Consider the following 16,875-nt stretch of genomic DNA (forward strand, 5'->3'; position numbering starts at 1 on the left):
TCATGGTTTCTTTATGAGCAGATGTATAAACTTGCTGTTTGAATTTAACGACAGCGGGTGCTGTCTTTCAACCTGAAAAAACGCAAGTCATGACAAAAAGTACCTACAACGAACTCATTAACGATTCCCTCGTTCACCAGTCGGTTACCGAACGCCTCGAAGATTTTGGCGGCAAAAACCGTATTGAATTAGACAATGAATTGATCAGTCTGATTCTGGATTTGTACAACGACGATCAGGATTTTCCGTACCAGAAAATCAGAAAGTTTTCAATGGGGGATATTTTGGCGTATTTACAGGCAACGCATCGCTATTATTTGACCAAAAAACTGCCCGAAATTGAACAATCGCTTTTGCATATATTTAGCAAATACGGCCAAACCCACGAGTTGTTGGCAGAGCTTTGTCTGTTTTTCAACGAATATAAAAACGACCTCGTTGAGCACGTCAAGATGGAAGAACGCGAGTTTTTTCCTTACATCAAAAAGTTGATGAAAGCATCGGCGGGTGAATACACCAAGGCTGAAATTGCGGAGTTATTGAATTCGGCTTCCATCAGCCAATTCACCGAGCACCACGATTCTATTGAGGATGAATTGAAAGAAGTAAGCCAAATTATTCACCGTTATTCGCCCGTTGAGCGCCCTCCTATGCCGTACCGGGTGTTTCTGAATCAGGTGGAATTTTTTGAATTAGAGCTTCGCAAACACGCCATCATCGAAGACCACGTATTGGTGCCGATGGCGGTAGAATTGGAAGCACAACTGAGGGCCTCGCTTTAAATTTTATAGTCTATCAATTTTACCCGTCAGAGGGTTTTGTTACTTCGCTAACCAACCGTCTGACGGGTATTTTTTATTGCCCTACAAAAGCAAGTTTTTGGTTTTTGCGGTCAATGGCCAAACGGGTGATTTGTTTGATGCCTAAGTTGCTCCAATCGGCAGCTTCCTGCCACTCTTTATCGTACTGAGGATTCCATTTGTACAGCTTCGAGCCTTGTGCCATCAGCAGCGTTCCATCCGCCGCCCAGGCACAATCTTCACTGCCAGCGGGTGTTTGAATAAGCGTTTTTGTTTGTAATGTATTCATATTCAATTGCTCCACCTGCCATTCCGTAGCTGATATTTTGTGCACAAAACTGACCGCCTTTTGCGAAGGAACGCGTAGTAAAGAGCGCCCCACGTTGGTTGTAATCGTCTGGCCTTTATCAGTTGAGACCTGCGCCAATTGAAGCATATTGGGCTGGCCCAACACAAACAGCACCAACGAATCGGAACCAAACCAGCAATGATAGCCAACGGGCTTGATACTCGGTAAAATCACCTTCGGGTTTTTGCCCGTTGCCAATTCAAACTGCCACAGCCGCTGCGTTTGGTCGGGTTCCACGCGAATCACCGAAAAATGCTTGCCATCGGGCATTACCGTAGCAGAATATTCACTTTCAGGGGTTTGAGTTAAGGCACTATGGTTTTTCTTCGCCAAATCGTAGGTCCAAATGTCCGTTTGGCCGTTGGCCTGTCGGGTGTAAAGCAGCTTTTTTCCGTCGGGGGTAAAGGAAGGTTGGTTGTCATAGCCTGCTCTTTTGGTAATATTGACGGGTTGGGAAATCGATACTTTTCCTGCTGAAACTTTCAGGTCTGTTAGGTAGATTTCAGTATCAGGTACGGTGGGCGTAAAGGCTTCCAGTACTCTTTTGACGATGCCATCCAAAGCGTTGTTTTCAATCCAGCGCACTACCATCACCAGTTCATGGTCGGGGTCTACGTAGACAATATTGGTGCCGTTGCCTACGTGGTAAAATACGTTTGCGGGTTCGCTCGGTAGCGGTTTTTGCCCCGTGTTCAAAAACCAGTTCATGTACCCGTAAGTAGGCTGGGCAGGAGTGGGTGTTGTGGCCTGTTTTACCCATTGTTCTGAGAGCAATTGTTTACCGTTCCAGTTGCCTCGGTTCAGGGTCAACAATCCAAAACGGGCCATGTCGAAGGCATTGATGAACATCCCGCCGCCCCAGTGACCGCCCCCGCTGACCGATTGTACGGGCTGACCGTCTAAGACAATCCACGCGTTGCGGTAGCCCGTCCATCGCCATGTATTGGAGGCGCCGATGGGATCCATAAGATTTTCTTTTAGTACCTGCGGCAACGGTCTGCGCCATACACTCGTGGCGGCGAGCGCTAGCGCATTGACGCGGACGTCGTTGTATTCATACACGCTTCCAGGGGCGTTGCGCGGTCGGGTGAGCCACGTGGCGGCATCCTTGTCGGGACGGTCGGCCCACTCGGGTTTGCCCCATAGGGTGCCTTCCCAATCGGAGGTTTGGCGGAGCAGGTGGTCCCACGTGATGCGGCGATTGTGGGGGGTATCAAAAAGCTGCAGCAATTCGGGTTTGCCAAACTCATCGGCGGGGCGCTGAACGGGTTGGCCATAAAGCTCAATCGGTGGTATGTAGGGGGCTACTGTATCATTAACGCTGCGAATCAGTCCTTTATCGACGGCTAAACCCACCACGCTCGAAAGAAAACTTTTGGTGACACTGTGCGTAATGTCACAGCGCGACGGGTCGCCCCATTGAGCTACGATGTAGCCTTTGTACACGATGATGCCCGTTTGGTCGCCCCGGTCGGCAAATGGCCCAATAGCAAAACCGTAGGGCTCTTTGCCAAAACTCTGGTAATGAGATTGCTCCATGCTGCGCGGATTTTTGGACTCACTCGCCTGCGCAAACGCAATTGCCTCCTGAATTTTGGCGGGATTCAAGCCCATTTCAGCAGGCGTTTTTTTTGCCCACTCGTGGGTGGGTGGAAAATAGGGCGTGGGTTTTTGCTGAGCAAATGTTTTTTTATAACTAAAAATAGACGTAAGAAAAATAACGATAAATGTCGTTGTTAAGGGTCGGAAACGGAAGAGATTCGTCATGAGAAAAAAAGGACGGTGGATGGTTTTTAGGGTGTTTTGAAGTCGGTTTGAGCAAAGATAAGCACTATGGGGTATTTTTTTTCGGTCTCCTGAAATTAGGTTGATTTCATCGTCTATCTGCTATTTGTAACTGCGATTTTTATAGAAAGGAATGCTGTTTTTAGTTTTGCTTTTACCCAAAGTAGTTACACCTAAAAAATTGTTTTGTCTTCTTTCACTTTAAAAATAGACACTGCTGATGACCCGCAACGACGTTTTTAGTTTGTTTTTAAATGGAATATTTTAAATTTGCCTTATAGGGATATTTTTGTTTGGTGTATTCTCCCTTCGTCGGTGCATTGAAGTGAAAAAAATGGCATTTCAATTCTTTATTTTTACTGTATATTAGAATGCGAGTTTATTATTTAACATGGGGTAGTTTGGGAGAAGGGGCTTTGAGTTAAACGTTATGAAACAATTTTGCACAACCATTTTTTATCTTCTTTTATTCGTTCAATCTTATGGGCAACAACTGCTCAAGGATGTGTACGGCACAAACGCGAGTACGTTGGACGTGGCCAATGCCGTCAACATCAGCGGGGTAGTTTATTATACGGCTTCGTCAGAAAAAGGGACGCTGCTGTACAAAACGGATGGTACACCCAGCGGGACGGTATTGCTGGATATGACAGCCATCGGGGATTATATACAATCGCCCACCAATCTGACGAACTTTAACGGGTCGTTGATTTTTTTGGCGCATAAACGCGGCAGTGGATATAGCTTGTTTAAAACCAATGGTTCTATCACTGGAACCACTGAATTGTTTAATACCGCCTCGGGAAATTCTTACATGAATGTACTGGGTGTTTTAAATAATGTATTGTATTTCAGTTTTTTACAGGATAGTACTGGCGTTGAATTGTGGCGTACAAACGGGACAGCGGCTGGCACCTATATGGTTAAAAATATTAACCTAGGAAGTGCAGACAGTAATCCAAAGTCGTTTAAAGTAATTGGAACAAAGGCGTATTTTCAGGCCAATAACGGGGTAAACGGGGCGGAACTGTGGCGGACAGACGGCACAGCTACGGGAACCGTGATGGTGAAAGATATCAATACGGGGGTTTTGGGTAGTTACCCAGATCATTTTGCGGTTGTAGATACCACCTTGTTTTTTCAGGCAACCAACGGTGCAAACGGTTGTGAATTGTGGAAATCCAACGGTGCGGGGACGGTTTTGGTGAAAGATATTCATGCGGGTGGCGTTGGAAGTACACCAAGCAATTTGCAAGTCCTTAATAATCAGCTGTATTTTACGGCTTATGATAGCGTTTCTACCCGATTGTGGAAATCCAACGGTACGGCCTTAGGCACGCAGGTAGTGAAAGATTCTTTGCGACACGTGACAAACCCCGTGGTGTTTAACAATCAATTATTCTTTGTCGCTTCCGAGGGTTTGAAAGGGTTTGAACTGTGGAAATCGGACGGAACCTCCGCTGGAACCACCTTGCTAAAAGACATCAGCCCAAGTTCGGGTGCCTATGATGAGGAGACTTTTGGTTCAAATCCGGGCTTTACCGTGGCCGGAACAACCCTTTTCTTTTTTGCAAATGATGGTTTCAATGGTCGAGAATTATGGAAAACCAACGGCACCACGGCAGGCACGGCCCTGGTAAAAAACATTGCTGATTCTACCGTTAGTTCTTACTTTGAAACCAATGCTACGTTTGCCTTTGGCAATAAAATAGCGTTTATGAGGGCGTCTTCTCCCAACGATGCCTATGAAATGTGGGTGTCGGATGGCACGAGTGCAGGAACAGTTTTGGTCAAAAGCCTGAATCTAAGTTTAGGACTTGAACTGGCCCGTGTAGTACCGATGGCGCTTGGCACGAGTGTTTTGTTTACGGCTTATAGCTCCGCTTCAGGATTTGAATTGTACCGCACCGATGGGACGCAAGCCAATACCACCTTGGTCAAAGATATGAATACTGAAACGGTCAATTCATCCGTAAATTCATTTGGCCGAGTGGTACATTTTAACAACGCTACGTTTTTTACGGCTAATGATGGCAAATGGGGTACGGAGTTATGGAGGGCCGATAGCACCGCTGCCAATGCGTCGCTGTACGCTGACTTTACCAAAAACACCTCGGAAAGCTTGGGGCATTCGGCTGGGGCAACGGCTTTTTCTACCTACTTTAATAATTTTACCGTTTTTCAAAATGAGCTTTATTGGATGGTCAACGGGCGCTATTTGTGGAAAACTAACGGTGAGACCGCCCCAACAAAGGTTTTTGATACTTTTGCGCCCACGACCCAAAAAGTGTTGTTTGCCACTCTTAACAATGAACTTTACTTTCTGTCCAACGGACTTTATAAAAGCAGTCAAAGTGGATTTTATAAAATAACCGATAAAATAACTGGTGCACCCGCCCGGAGCTATTCAGATGCAGATTCCTCCGTAAAAATGATTGCTTACAAAGGGTTTCTGTATTTTGCGGCCCAAGGGTCCGACAGCACGGGCGTTGAATTGTGGCGTACCAACGGTACTGATTCGGCCACTACGCTTGTCAAAGATATTAATGCTGGGATGGCGAGTTCAATGCCTTACGGTTTTGTGGTGTATAAAGATACCTTGTATTTTATTGCCAATACTGACAGTGCAGGTTATGAACTCTGGCGCTCGGATGGTACGGCGGTGGGTACAAAACTTGTCAAAGATATTTATGTTGGGCCAGCCAGTAGTTTTAGACGAAATCCCTATTTTGAGGAATCCTACGGGGCGTTGATTATCTATAATGACAAACTCTTTTTTAGGGCGTCAGATGCAACAAATGGTACTGAATTGTGGCAGTCGGACGGTACAGCAGCGGGTACAGGATTGGTCAAAGATATTACGTTAGGAACTGGAGGGTCTAATCCTTTTTCGTTGGTAACTTTTAAAAATGAGCTTTATTTTCTTGCCAACCAACAACTCTGGAAATCGGATGGTACCGCTGCAGGTACCCAACTGCTGAAAAGTACGTTGTTTTCCGACTATCGAATGACCAAAGGCGATAGTTCGTTGTACTTGAATGCTTACGAATCTTCTCCCGCACCTAGCCTCCAACATAAGAGCTACGAATTGTACCGTTCGGATGGTACAAACTCGAGTACGTTGCGGTTGACGGACATCGACGCGGGAATCCGCAACTCTTCGCCACAATTGGTTTCCACCCATAACGGACGGGTTTATTTTTCTGCCTATCGGGCTGATGTTGGCCGGGAGTTTTGGAGTATGCGCCCCGAATGCCCGCAGGAGTATATCTTTAGCAATCCCGGTGAAACAACTGCGTCGGGAGCTATCCATCGTTTTAAGGTCATGAATCGAATTGAAGCCGCGAATCTGCTGCAAACCAACACCGATGTATTCTATCAGGCGGGTAAGTCCGTAGAATTTAAACCTGGCTTTGAGGTCAAAGCTGGAGCGGTATTCAAAGCGCTGATTGAAGGTTGCGGAACTGACTAGAGGCTTATTTTTCGCAATTCAAACTAGCAAAGAAGCAGATACCCATAAATAATACCTAGATAGCAGCCCCGCCGAAGTTGGTTTTGGTGGGGCTTTTTGTGGGGAGGCCTCAATCTTTTTAGCACGGAGATTTGACTTATGCTTACCTTTTTTCAACCTTTGACTATCAATAACCATCAACACCGGCATTATCGCTGATTTACATGAAAAAGCCTCTGTTTCTATTTCTCTTTTCATTTTTTTGCATTGCAACTTCCTCTTTTGCTCAAATTACACCACCTTTTTTGCAAAACCCAAATCAACGCTGGGTAGATTCGGTCTTTAACAGCCTGACGCCCGACGAGCGAATTGCGCAGCTTATTATGGTGGCGGCCCACGGGTATCCGATGAATCCCAAACGAGTCATCATTGACACGACTTTCTCCAACCCGCGCGTGGTGGCGCAGTACATCCGCGATTACAAAGTGGGAGGCGTTATTTTCTTTCAGGGTGGCCCCGTACAACAGGCGCAATTGACCAATTATTATCAGTCGATTTCCAAAGTGCCGCTGTTAGTAGCGATGGACGCTGAATGGGGCTTGGCCATGCGCTTAGACAGTGCGGTGCGCTTTCCGTACCAGATGACGATGGGGGCCATTCAGGGCAATGACGATTTGATTTATAGAATGGGCAAAGCGCTGGCGGCGCAAAAAAAACGCTTGGGTGTCCATATCAATTTTGCGCCTTCGGTCGACGTCAACAACAACGCCAATAACCCCGTCATTAACTTTCGGTCGTTTGGTGAGAACCCTCAAAAAGTATTTGAAAAATCATACGCGTACATGAAAGGAATGCAGGACGGTGGTATTTTGAGTTCGCTCAAACACTTCCCCGGTCATGGTGACACAGGCGTTGATTCGCATTTTGAATTGCCCGTCATTGCGCACAACCGCGCCCGGTTGGACTCCGTAGAATTGTACCCTTTTCGTAAACTCATCGAAAAAGGTGCCGATGGTATCATGATGGCGCACTTGGCGATTCCCGTATTGGATACCGCCAAAAATGTACCGTCTACGCTCTCAAAACCTATCGTGACGGGCTTATTGAAAGACCAACTGCACTTCAACGGCCTCATTTATTCTGATGCGATGAACATGAAAGGCTTAACCAAGTATTTCCCTAACGGAACAGGCGACGCCAAAGGACTGGAAGCAGGTATGGATGTGCTAGAATTTAGCCCCAACTTACCCGCCGCCATTGCCGAAATCAAAAAATCAATTGCCGAAGGACGCATCAGTCAGGCCGAAATAGACGCGCGGGTCAAGAAAGTATTGGCTGCCAAAGCGTGGGTTGGATTGGCTCAATTCAAACCCATTGAAACCAAAAATCTGATTGCCGATATTAACGACAAAGAATCTGAATTGCTCAATCGTCTGCTCACCGAAAATGCGCTTACGGTCTTGAAAAATGAAGGTTATATTTTGCCGATTAAACATTTAGAAAAAGTTACCATTGCTTCCGTTTCTTTAACGGATGCCCCCGCTGCCACGGCGACCACCAAAGATGGTGTCGTAGCCTTGGGAACTCGCAATGAAACCGCTTCAACCGGCGACCTCACTACGTTCCAAAAAACACTTTCTTTATATACCAACGTAGACCATTTTATCATTCATCCCCAAACCCCCGACAGCGTGCAATCACGTATTCGGTCGGCGCTGAAAAGCTACGATGTGGTGCTGGTAGGAGCGCACCTCAACAACATTCGTCCTGGAACAAATTATGGGATTACGCCCACCACGGCCACGTGGGTAAAAGAGTTGGCCAACAACGGTAATTCAATTATAACGGTTTTTGGTAATGCGTATTCGCTCAATAAATTAGAGGGTATTTCAAATGCCAAAGCCTTAGTGATGGCTTACCAATTGACGCCGTTTACTGAAGAATTGTCGGCGCAATTGTTGTTTGGAGCCATTCCTGCCAAAGGAAAACTCCCCGTGACGGTCAATGCACAGTTTGGCTACGGCGCTGGTTTGGACATTCCTGCCATCGGTCGCCTCAAATACACCATTCCCGAAGAAGTGGGGCTAAATAGCCAATGGCTTTCGTTCAAGATTGACTCGCTGGCCAACAACGCCATTGCCCAAAAAGCAACGCCGAGTATCGTGGTTCAGCTGGCCAAAGATGGAAAGGTATTTTATCGTAAAGCCTACGGAACGCATGTGTATCCGACTCCGCTGAAGATGGTAAATGTGCCGCCGCGTCCCGTTCAGCTGACAGATTTGTACGATTTTGCGTCGGTGACCAAGATTGCGGGCTCGACCATGGCCTTGGCACGATTGCACAGCGAAGGCAAATTTAATCTGGACGGAACAATGAAAGATTATCTGCCTGATTATAAAAATTCTAACAAAGCAGATTTGGTTTGGCGGCAGGTACTGACGCATCAGGCGCGCCTCAAAGCCTGGATTCCATTCTGGCGTGATACCAAAAACGCCGATGGAACTTGGAAGAAGAAGACCTTTAGCTGGGGCAAAACCGCCCATGGGCCGTACACGGTGCAGGTGACGGATAGCTTGTGGTTGCACAAAAAATACAGTAAGAAAATTTTTGATGCAATCCGCGAATCGCCGCTTAATGAGAAAAAGGAATACATTTATTCTGACTTGTCTTTCATTCTGTACCCGCAGGTGGTGCAAAACATTACGGGTGTGCCGTTTGAAGATTATTTAAAAACCAACGTTTATCGTAAAATAGGTGCTAATTCGCTGACTTTCAATCCGCGACGCTTTTATGATTTGAGCAAAATTGTGCCCAGTGAGCGGGATACTTTCTACCGCGAAACGCTCATCCACGGGCGCGTACACGACGAAGGAGCTAGTATGTTGGGCGGGCTCAGCGGTCACGCGGGGCTTTTTGGTAATGCCAATGACCTCATGAAAGTAACGCAACTGTACCTCCAAAAAGGCAGATACGGCGGTGAGTCGTTTATTTCCGAAAACACTATGAACGAGTTTACGAGTTATCAATTCCCTGAGTCGCGTCGTGGTATTGGCTTTGATAAACCTTGTCGGGGGAGAGATTGTGGCAACGCCCCCAAAAGTGCCACGGCCATGAGCTACGGCCATACGGGCTATACGGGTATTATGATTTGGAACGACCCCGCCTATAACCTCAACTACGTCTTTTTGTCTAACCGTGTGTACCCCACGCGTGACAACAACAAAATTTCTACCCTCAACGTCCGCACGGCCATTATGCAGGTGGTGTATGAGGGGCTGGGGCTTAAATAAGGTTTCTATATGCAGACTTTCCAAGACTCAAAGTCTTGGAAAGTCTAATGGCATGGCCTGTCAAAACCTCGACCCTCAACGTCCGCACGGCCATTATGCAGGTGGTATTTGAAGGGTTGGTAGTGAAGTAAAACAAAGACACCAGACAAATTGAAACCCACAAAACGCGTGAAAAACCCTTGGATGTATTTATTGTTGTTTGGCCTTTTTCTGGTGGAGGTCAAACTGCATGCACAAACCAAACAAGCCATTAGCACTTCCCCAAATCTCCCAACCGCTGATAGCCTTTTCAAACTTGCTGAAAAATATGACAGTGTTGGCGACTCAAAACGAGCCCTGCCATTGTTTGAAAGCAGCTTACCTATTTACCAAAAACTGGGAAAGCAACGGGAAGTTGGGCATTGTTTTAACTACATCGGGGCAAATTATTACCGCCAAGGTAACCTTTCTAAAGCCCTTGCTTATTTTGAAAAAGGCGTAGCTGCCTATAAAAAGGCGGGATATAAAAAAGGAGTGGCTGCTTTATTAAACAACGTAGGTGTGATTTATTACAGCATGGGCAATTATCCACAGGCGGTAGAGCTGTATAAACAGACCATTTTGATGCAAGAAAAAATTGGGAATAAAAATACGACTGCTACCATTACAGGAAACATTGGAGGTATTTACTCAAAAATAAAAGATTACCCCAACGCCCTGAAATACTTTAACAAAGCAGATGCCCTTTTCAAAGAGTTAAACGACAAACGAGGAGTCGCCAAAATACTGATGGAGGTGGGTTATATCTCTATGGAGCAAGGCAATTTTGACAAAGCCTTGAAAGAGTTTGATGAATCACTGACCATTGCTCAAAAAGCGAAAGAAAAAGAGGTAGAAATAGAAGTGCTGTCAAACTTGGGAGAGTTGTTTTACCGAAAATCAGATTTTCAAAAAGCGTTGTACTACTACAACGACTGTCTAAAAAAAGCTGAAGAAATTGGCAAATTACAGTATAGAAGTAGCTGTAGCATTGCCATTGGCAATATATTCTATCAACTAAAAAAATACAAAGAAGCCGTTGGAAAATGCAGCGCTGGGCTAACAATAGCCGAAAAAATGGGTGCAATTTCTATCAAAAAAGATGCCTGCGAATGTCTTTATCATTCTTATAAATCTTTGAACAACAAATCGTTGGCATTGCTGTATTATGAAAAAGTAAATGCTTTTGAAGATAGTTTGAACACAAAAGAAGCTTCCAGCCGAATGATGAACATGGAGTTTCAAAAGCAACAGCTGGTGGACAGCATCGCCTTCGTCAAAAAACAAAGTGTAGCCCAACTCAAACACCAAGCCGAAATACAGGCCCAAGAAAAGCAGCGAAATGTTATCATTGCCTCGTTGGGAATGGTGCTGCTGATAGCAGGCGGTTTGTGGTATCGGCTGAATTTTGTGAGAAAAGCTAAAGAAATCCTCAAAATTGAAAAAGATCGTTCAGAAGCCTTACTTTTAAATATCTTGCCCCAAGAAATCGCCGAAGAACTCAAAGCCACGGGCAGCGTCAAAGCCAAAGATTTTGGCTTAGTCTCCATTCTTTTTACCGATTTTCAATCCTTCACACAAACCGCCCAAACCATGTCACCGCAGCGATTGGTCGAAGAAATCAATGTCTGTTTCGAGGCGTTTGATAGGATTTCAGAAAAATACCAAATCGAAAAAATCAAGACCATTGGCGATGCCTACATGGCCGCAGGAGGCATGGCCAATGCCGACGAAAACACCCCCAGAAATGTGGTATTGGCAGGACTGGAAATGCAGGCGTTTATCGCCCAAAGGGCCATCGAAAACCAACAAGCCCCAAAACCTTACTTTGAAATGCGGCTGGGTATCCACGCTGGGCCGATCGTGGCGGGCATTGTGGGCGTAAAAAAATTTCAGTACGACATCTGGGGCGATACCGTCAATACCGCCAGCCGTATGGAAAGCAACGGAAGCGTTGGCAAAGTAAACATCAGCGAGGTATTCTACGAATTAATCAAAGACGATCCACTTTTCTCCTTTGAATACCGAGGAAACATCAGCGCAAAAGGAAAAGGTGAAATAAAGATGTACTTTGTGGAGAAGAAAGCTTCCATGTAAATCAAGGAATTAGCGCCGCTGCTGGGGTTTAATTGGGTGATTTTAAGCCCCGACAGCGTTTTGGTAAAACCAAGTCTACTTTCGGTAAAACTCCGTACTTCTTGCCTTTTGATTGCAAAATATCATAGCCTTTTTACACGATGAAACCTTACCTTTTAGTGATGGGCGCAGCTTTCTGGATGGTCGCTTGCCAACCTGCCGAAGAAGAAACTTCGGCTTTCGCCCCTAAATTCAAGCTCGTTGCTGCCGATACGGTGTATTTCAACAACTTTGTGGACTGCAACATGGCCGAGGCGTGGGTGGGAGATACGTTTCGGATTTTTCCTGGTAAATACGGCGAAGACCCCGTTTGGGGAGAGGCCCACGACTTAAAATTTGCCGATGGCCGCAACGCTGAAGAGGCCTTCAGACGCAACGCCGAAGAATTTACCGAACCCAAAATGCCGCCTAATGTGCCCATTGGTCAAAAAGGACTGCATGGCGCGGCATGGTTTGAGACTGTCTATCAAGACCCCAAGGATGCCACAGGAAAAACCCTTTATGCCGTTTATCACAACGAAAACTACCCCGCCACGCTCCCTTACGACGCCAAAACGGGCGAAGGCTACATTGACCATAAATGGCCTGAAGGACTTACGGGCCCTCAATCGCCCGCTGCTGTGTGTCGCATCGGTATCATGAAGTCGGTGGACGGCGGGCGTAGCTGGGACAATCGAGGGCTATTTATCGAAGACCTTCAGCCCCGCATGATTCTCAAACCACACAACATTTCCAAAACCTTTGCGGGCGGCGTAGGTGACCCTTCTGCGGTAGCAGTAGGCGACTATTTGTACCTGTTTTATGGCGAATACGGCTTCCCGGGCGTGTACGATGAGGCCTCTTACAAGCGCGAAGACGAACACAAAGGCCAGTGTATCAGCGTGGCGCGTATTGCGCTCAAAGATTTAGACAACCCCGTTGGCAAAGCCCTGCGTTGGAACGGAAAAGAGTTTAGTGCGGCCTACAATGGTTTTGGTGCGCCCATTGCTTCATTGCAAATCCCGATGAGCGAAGGCGGCGGACCAGCTTCCTCTCCTACGGGTGGGTTTCATTGGGGGCCGTCGGTGAGCTGGAACACTTACCTTAATTGTTGGGTGATGCTGATGGGAAAAGTAACGGGTAGTTCTTGGAAAGGTAGTAGCGTGTATATTTCGTTCAATAAAAACAAAGACTTGGGTGAGGGCAACAACTCCCAAGCATGGACAAAACCCCAATTGTTGCTCGACAAGCCTGGTTTTATTATGTGGTATCCTTCGCTCCAACCCATGAATACCCCCGAAGACATCGCCAACAAACATACTTGTATGCGTTTGGGCAAGAAGGCGCGCCTCTATATCAAGTACATCAAACCCGAAAAAAGTGAATATAAGTCGGAGTATGTGATTGAGTTTGAGAAATGAGATGTTGATTTGTCACGCCACCAATAACACTTGTTGTTCTTAAATAGTCGTCGTGTTTCAGAGGGGCTTAAACTTTAGCGTGAGTTTGGTTACCCGTGGCGGGTCATATACGCTGCTGCGGGTTTCCATTTCAAACCCATCTTCATACACGTTGCGCGGGTAGATATTCCAGCCGCCCGTTTTGGTGCTCGTATCCCTCAGAGCAATGACGTTTTGCTTCACATAGGCTTCCCACTGAAACTTTTTGGTGTCGGTGGCTCCTTTAAAATGGCCCTCAAAACTGCCGTCGGGTAAGAACCGTACCCAATCCATGTACGTATCAAATTCTACCCCGCTGATGTGCGGTACGCTTTTTCCGTCCTTAAAGATGGGGGCTTCGTCCATCAATATTTCCTGAATTTCCCATTTCGGTACGCTCGTGAGGCGGGTTTGTGCCTCCTGTACGTTGTCGGCGGGGCGGTGGCAAGCCATGAATAAAAGCAGAAAAAGGAACGAAAAAAGGCGTGAAGTCATGGTTTTTTATGAATTTTGAAAATCATACTCAATACTATAACGGAATCGGCAGTTTGCAAAATGTTCGCGCAAATTCTGCCGGTCATTTCGTCAAACAGCCTATCCTCTTATGAACCGTATCGACCGACTTACCGCCATTTTGATTCAGTTACAAACTAAACGTGTCGTGAAAGCGCAGGAAATTGCCGACCGTTTCGGAATGAGTTTACGTACCGTTTACCGCGACATCAGGGCCTTGGAAGAAGCCGGTGTACCCATCGGGGCCGAGGCGGGCGTGGGGTATTTTTTGGAAGACTACCATCTGCCGCCTGTTATGTTTACCAACGAAGAAGCCAGTGCGCTGCTGTTTGGGGCCAAATTGATTGGAAAAATGGCCGACGAATCGTTGCGGCAAGGGTTTGATTCGGCGTTTTACAAAATCAAATCCGTGCTGAAACGAAACGAAAAAGAGCACTTAGAAGACCTAGAATCTCGCGTGGAGGTGCTAGCACGGCAGCGAGCAGAGCCTTTTTCGGTACATCTGCTCAATCAGATTCAACAGGCCATTGTGCGGCAGCAGGTACTAGGGATTGATTACGTTACCAATTTTCATAGCCAGAGTACACAGCGCGAAATTGAACCCATCGGTTTGGTGCATTACGGTTCTCATTGGCATTTGATTGCCTATTGTCGGCTGCGGGGCGATTACCGTGATTTTAGGGTTGATAGGATTCAAAACCTGACCAATACAGAGGTATTTTTTCCGAAACAAAACTTACTTACCCTGCAAGCCTACCTTGACCGCCTGCGCGTGGAGGAGCAGCTCGAAGAAGTGACCATTTGGGTGCACAAAGGAGCGGCGATGTTTATGCAGGAGCAACGCTATACATGGGGATTCCTTTCCGAAGAAGTACACGACAAATACGTCAAAATGACGTTTATGACGCAATTTTTTGAAGGAATGGGCCGCTGGCTGCTGACGTTTGGTAAGCACGTTAGCGTAGAAAGCCCCCTAAAAATGAAAGACATGATGCACACTTTGGCTCTCGAAATTCAGGAGCATTATCTTTCCTAAAACCCTACTGACATACCGTTGTCACTAACGGGTTGTACCTTTGTTGAAGTTAAATAATCAGTCATTTTAAACCACTTTAAACAAAACACAACCATGGCAACAGTCAATCCGTATTTGAACTTTTTAGGGAACACTGAAGATGCATTTAACTTTTACAAATCGGTTTTTGGGGGAGAGTTTGTTGGACTTCAGCGTTTTAAAGACACCCCAGAGGCGGATAAATTATCTGCCGCCGATCAGGACAAAATCATGCATGTAGCCTTGCCTATCGGCAGCAATACGATTCTGATGGGAACCGACGCCCTCGAATCTATGGGGCATACGCTTACGCTGGGTAATAATTTGTCGTTGGCCATCGGGGCTGAAAGCAAGGAAGAAGCCGAAAAAATCTTTAACGGATTGGCCGAAGGTGGCGAAGTTGAAATGCCGCTTCAGGACACTTTCTGGGGAGCCTACTTCGGAATGACAACCGATAAATTTGGCATTAAATGGATGGTGAACTTCGACTATCCTCAAAACTAAACAAGTACCCATACAGCCATGAATATCAAAGAATCAAAACCCTACAATGCCCTGGTTTTTCGCGTCAGAACCACCCTTCCAGAATTATCAAACCACGTGGCTCACGTGGCCAAAAATCTCTACCGCGAAGCTGCGCGCCTCGATTTGATGGTTACGGGGGTCATTCACTGGAATTATTATGGTATTGACGGACAGCCAGATACAAAATTTCTGTTGGAAATAGCACTGCCGATTCAAGAAAAAGAGGTGGTTTCGTCGGAATTTGAATGGCGGCGTATTGCGGGTTTTAAGTGTGTCTCTGCCGTGTTGGATGGGCCGTGGGAGCAACTGCCCAAAACCTACGAAACCCTCATTCGTCAACTCCAAGCCCAAGGGCTTCACATGACCGATGAGTGCCGGGAGATGTACATCAATATGGATTTTGAAACGCCAGAAAACAACATCACCGAAGTGCAGGTGGGAGTTAGGTAAGGTTGAAAGCGGAGCATTATTTGGTAAGCGTTAAGCGGATACTCTGCTTAACGCTTACTTTTTTGTAAAATGCTCCGTCCAAACTTTCTAAGAATGCCGTGAAGGTGGTTTTTCAAACTACGCCATGGCTCGTTCGGCGGCTTTTTCTTCTTTCCAATGTTTCCAACGGGGGCCGAGTAGCTTGTTCATCCCTTTATCCACCACAAAATGCCTGACAATGTTTGACACGCCACGTAGCCGGCTAAACACGCTGTCGTTGGCGCGAAGAGCGATGGAAAAACCACCGTCTACGTATTGGATAAAGTGCCAAAAAGTAGAGGGGATAAAAATGGTCTCCCCGTGTTCGAGAACCGTATCCCAGCCTACCGCCTTTTTGAAGGCAGGGTATTTTTTATAGTCAGGATTCAGAACATCCACGTGGCTCTGCACCGTAAAAGGGTGTTGATACAAAAAACGACTTTGGTCCGGAGCAAACAGCGTTACCCGTTTTCGGGTCTGAAATTGGGTCAGAAAAACCGAAGAGCAGTCTATATCATAGTGTAATTTTACCACTGCGCCCTGCCCTCCAAAAAACATAAAAGGGTATTCTTTGACGAACCCTGGCATGATGGTCGGCATTCTGACATCGTCGACGAGTTCGGGGGCGTGTTGGAAGATGTTGTACAAAAACATCCGTAGTTCGGTAGGCCCCGCTTGAATCAAATCCAAGTATTCGGCAAAAGGCATGTGAACTTTGGGACTCATATAGCCTTTGCCTGCATCGTGGAAGTCATTGCCGAAAAGTGGTACTTTTAAGTGCCCGTAATTTTGTTTCAAATACTCAAATGTCCACTTTTGGGTAGCGGGCCAATCGGCCGCAAGGTCGCGAAAAACGACTGGACGGGCGGGCAAAAGGTATTGTTCTCTGAACTCCTCGGGCGTAAGTCCCGAGCGTTTGTCAATCGGCTGTAACTGCATTGTTATTGATGGCTATTAAGTAAATAAAACGATTTTCTAACGTATTGAGTATTTAACAAGTCATACCAACGGTATCACTAAACGTTACTGCTTTTATAGACAGTTTAGGCCGTGTATCCACTTTTCAAA

Annotated in this window: 11 protein-coding genes and 1 pseudogene; 8 read left to right on the forward strand and 4 right to left on the reverse strand. The window is 46.3% G+C overall.

The window, feature by feature from the left end; genetic code table 11:
- Nucleotides 1-89 precede the first annotated feature (89 nt).
- Entirely contained in the window at nucleotides 90-782 is a 693-nt protein-coding gene (locus DR864_RS22810) for a hemerythrin (protein ID WP_114070431.1), read from the forward strand.
- Nucleotides 783-1,674: 892 nt separating this feature from the next.
- On the opposite strand, the pseudogene DR864_RS30555 reads toward DR864_RS22810, so the two are convergent.
- A pseudogene (locus tag DR864_RS30555) lies at nucleotides 1,675-2,916 on the reverse strand (serine hydrolase domain-containing protein); the annotation flags it as partial.
- A gap of 448 nt (nucleotides 2,917-3,364) precedes the next feature.
- On the opposite strand from DR864_RS30555, the gene DR864_RS22820 reads away from it, so the two are divergent.
- The gene (locus tag DR864_RS22820; protein ID WP_114069134.1) at nucleotides 3,365-6,406 is read left to right on the forward strand and encodes an ELWxxDGT repeat protein; all 3,042 of its coding nucleotides are present in this window, start codon (nucleotides 3,365-3,367) and stop codon (nucleotides 6,404-6,406) included.
- An 18-nt stretch (nucleotides 6,407-6,424) separates the two neighbouring features.
- Here DR864_RS22820 and DR864_RS29920 read toward each other — a convergent pair whose 3' ends face one another.
- Entirely contained in the window at nucleotides 6,425-6,643 is a 219-nt protein-coding gene (locus tag DR864_RS29920) for a hypothetical protein (protein WP_162793476.1), read from the reverse strand.
- Here DR864_RS29920 and DR864_RS22825 point away from each other — a divergent pair.
- The 3 genes from DR864_RS22825 to DR864_RS22835 all read left to right on the forward strand — a co-directional run bounded on the left by DR864_RS22825 (nucleotide 6,610) and on the right by DR864_RS22835 (nucleotide 13,229).
- Nucleotides 6,610-9,675, forward strand: a complete 3,066-nt coding sequence (locus tag DR864_RS22825; RefSeq protein WP_114069135.1) for a serine hydrolase domain-containing protein — start codon at nucleotides 6,610-6,612, stop codon at nucleotides 9,673-9,675. The genes DR864_RS29920 and DR864_RS22825 overlap by 34 nt on opposite strands.
- A 168-nt stretch (nucleotides 9,676-9,843) precedes the next feature.
- A complete protein-coding gene (locus DR864_RS22830) occupies nucleotides 9,844-11,790 on the forward strand; it encodes an adenylate/guanylate cyclase domain-containing protein (protein WP_162794061.1) in 1,947 nt (648 codons plus the stop codon).
- A gap of 140 nt (nucleotides 11,791-11,930) precedes the next feature.
- Nucleotides 11,931-13,229, forward strand: coding sequence for a hypothetical protein (locus tag DR864_RS22835; RefSeq protein WP_114069137.1), 1,299 nt, complete (start codon nucleotides 11,931-11,933; stop codon nucleotides 13,227-13,229).
- 57 nt (nucleotides 13,230-13,286) lie between these two features.
- Here the strand turns inward: DR864_RS22835 and DR864_RS22840 are convergent, their stop codons facing one another.
- Nucleotides 13,287-13,742, reverse strand: a complete 456-nt coding sequence (locus DR864_RS22840) for a hypothetical protein (RefSeq protein WP_114069138.1) — start codon at nucleotides 13,740-13,742, stop codon at nucleotides 13,287-13,289.
- A 109-nt stretch (nucleotides 13,743-13,851) separates the two neighbouring features.
- Between DR864_RS22840 and DR864_RS22845 the strand changes: the two genes are divergently transcribed.
- The 3 genes from DR864_RS22845 (at nucleotide 13,852) to DR864_RS22855 (ending at nucleotide 15,789) form a co-directional block, all read left to right on the forward strand.
- Complete coding sequence (locus DR864_RS22845) at nucleotides 13,852-14,796, forward strand: helix-turn-helix transcriptional regulator (protein ID WP_114069139.1); 945 nt, start codon at nucleotides 13,852-13,854, stop codon at nucleotides 14,794-14,796.
- 93 nt (nucleotides 14,797-14,889) lie between these two features.
- Complete coding sequence (locus DR864_RS22850) at nucleotides 14,890-15,318, forward strand: VOC family protein (protein WP_114069140.1); 429 nt, start codon at nucleotides 14,890-14,892, stop codon at nucleotides 15,316-15,318.
- An 18-nt stretch (nucleotides 15,319-15,336) separates the two neighbouring features.
- The gene (locus DR864_RS22855; protein WP_114069141.1) at nucleotides 15,337-15,789 is read left to right on the forward strand and encodes a GyrI-like domain-containing protein; all 453 of its coding nucleotides are present in this window, start codon (nucleotides 15,337-15,339) and stop codon (nucleotides 15,787-15,789) included.
- 117 nt (nucleotides 15,790-15,906) lie between these two features.
- Here the strand turns inward: DR864_RS22855 and DR864_RS22860 are convergent, their stop codons facing one another.
- Entirely contained in the window at nucleotides 15,907-16,746 is an 840-nt protein-coding gene (locus tag DR864_RS22860) for a cupin-like domain-containing protein (protein WP_114069142.1), read from the reverse strand.
- Nucleotides 16,747-16,875 lie beyond the last annotated feature (129 nt).

It is taken from the genome of Runella rosea, from assembly GCF_003325355.1.
In the GTDB taxonomy this organism is placed as follows: Bacteria; Bacteroidota; Bacteroidia; order Cytophagales; family Spirosomataceae; genus Runella; species Runella rosea.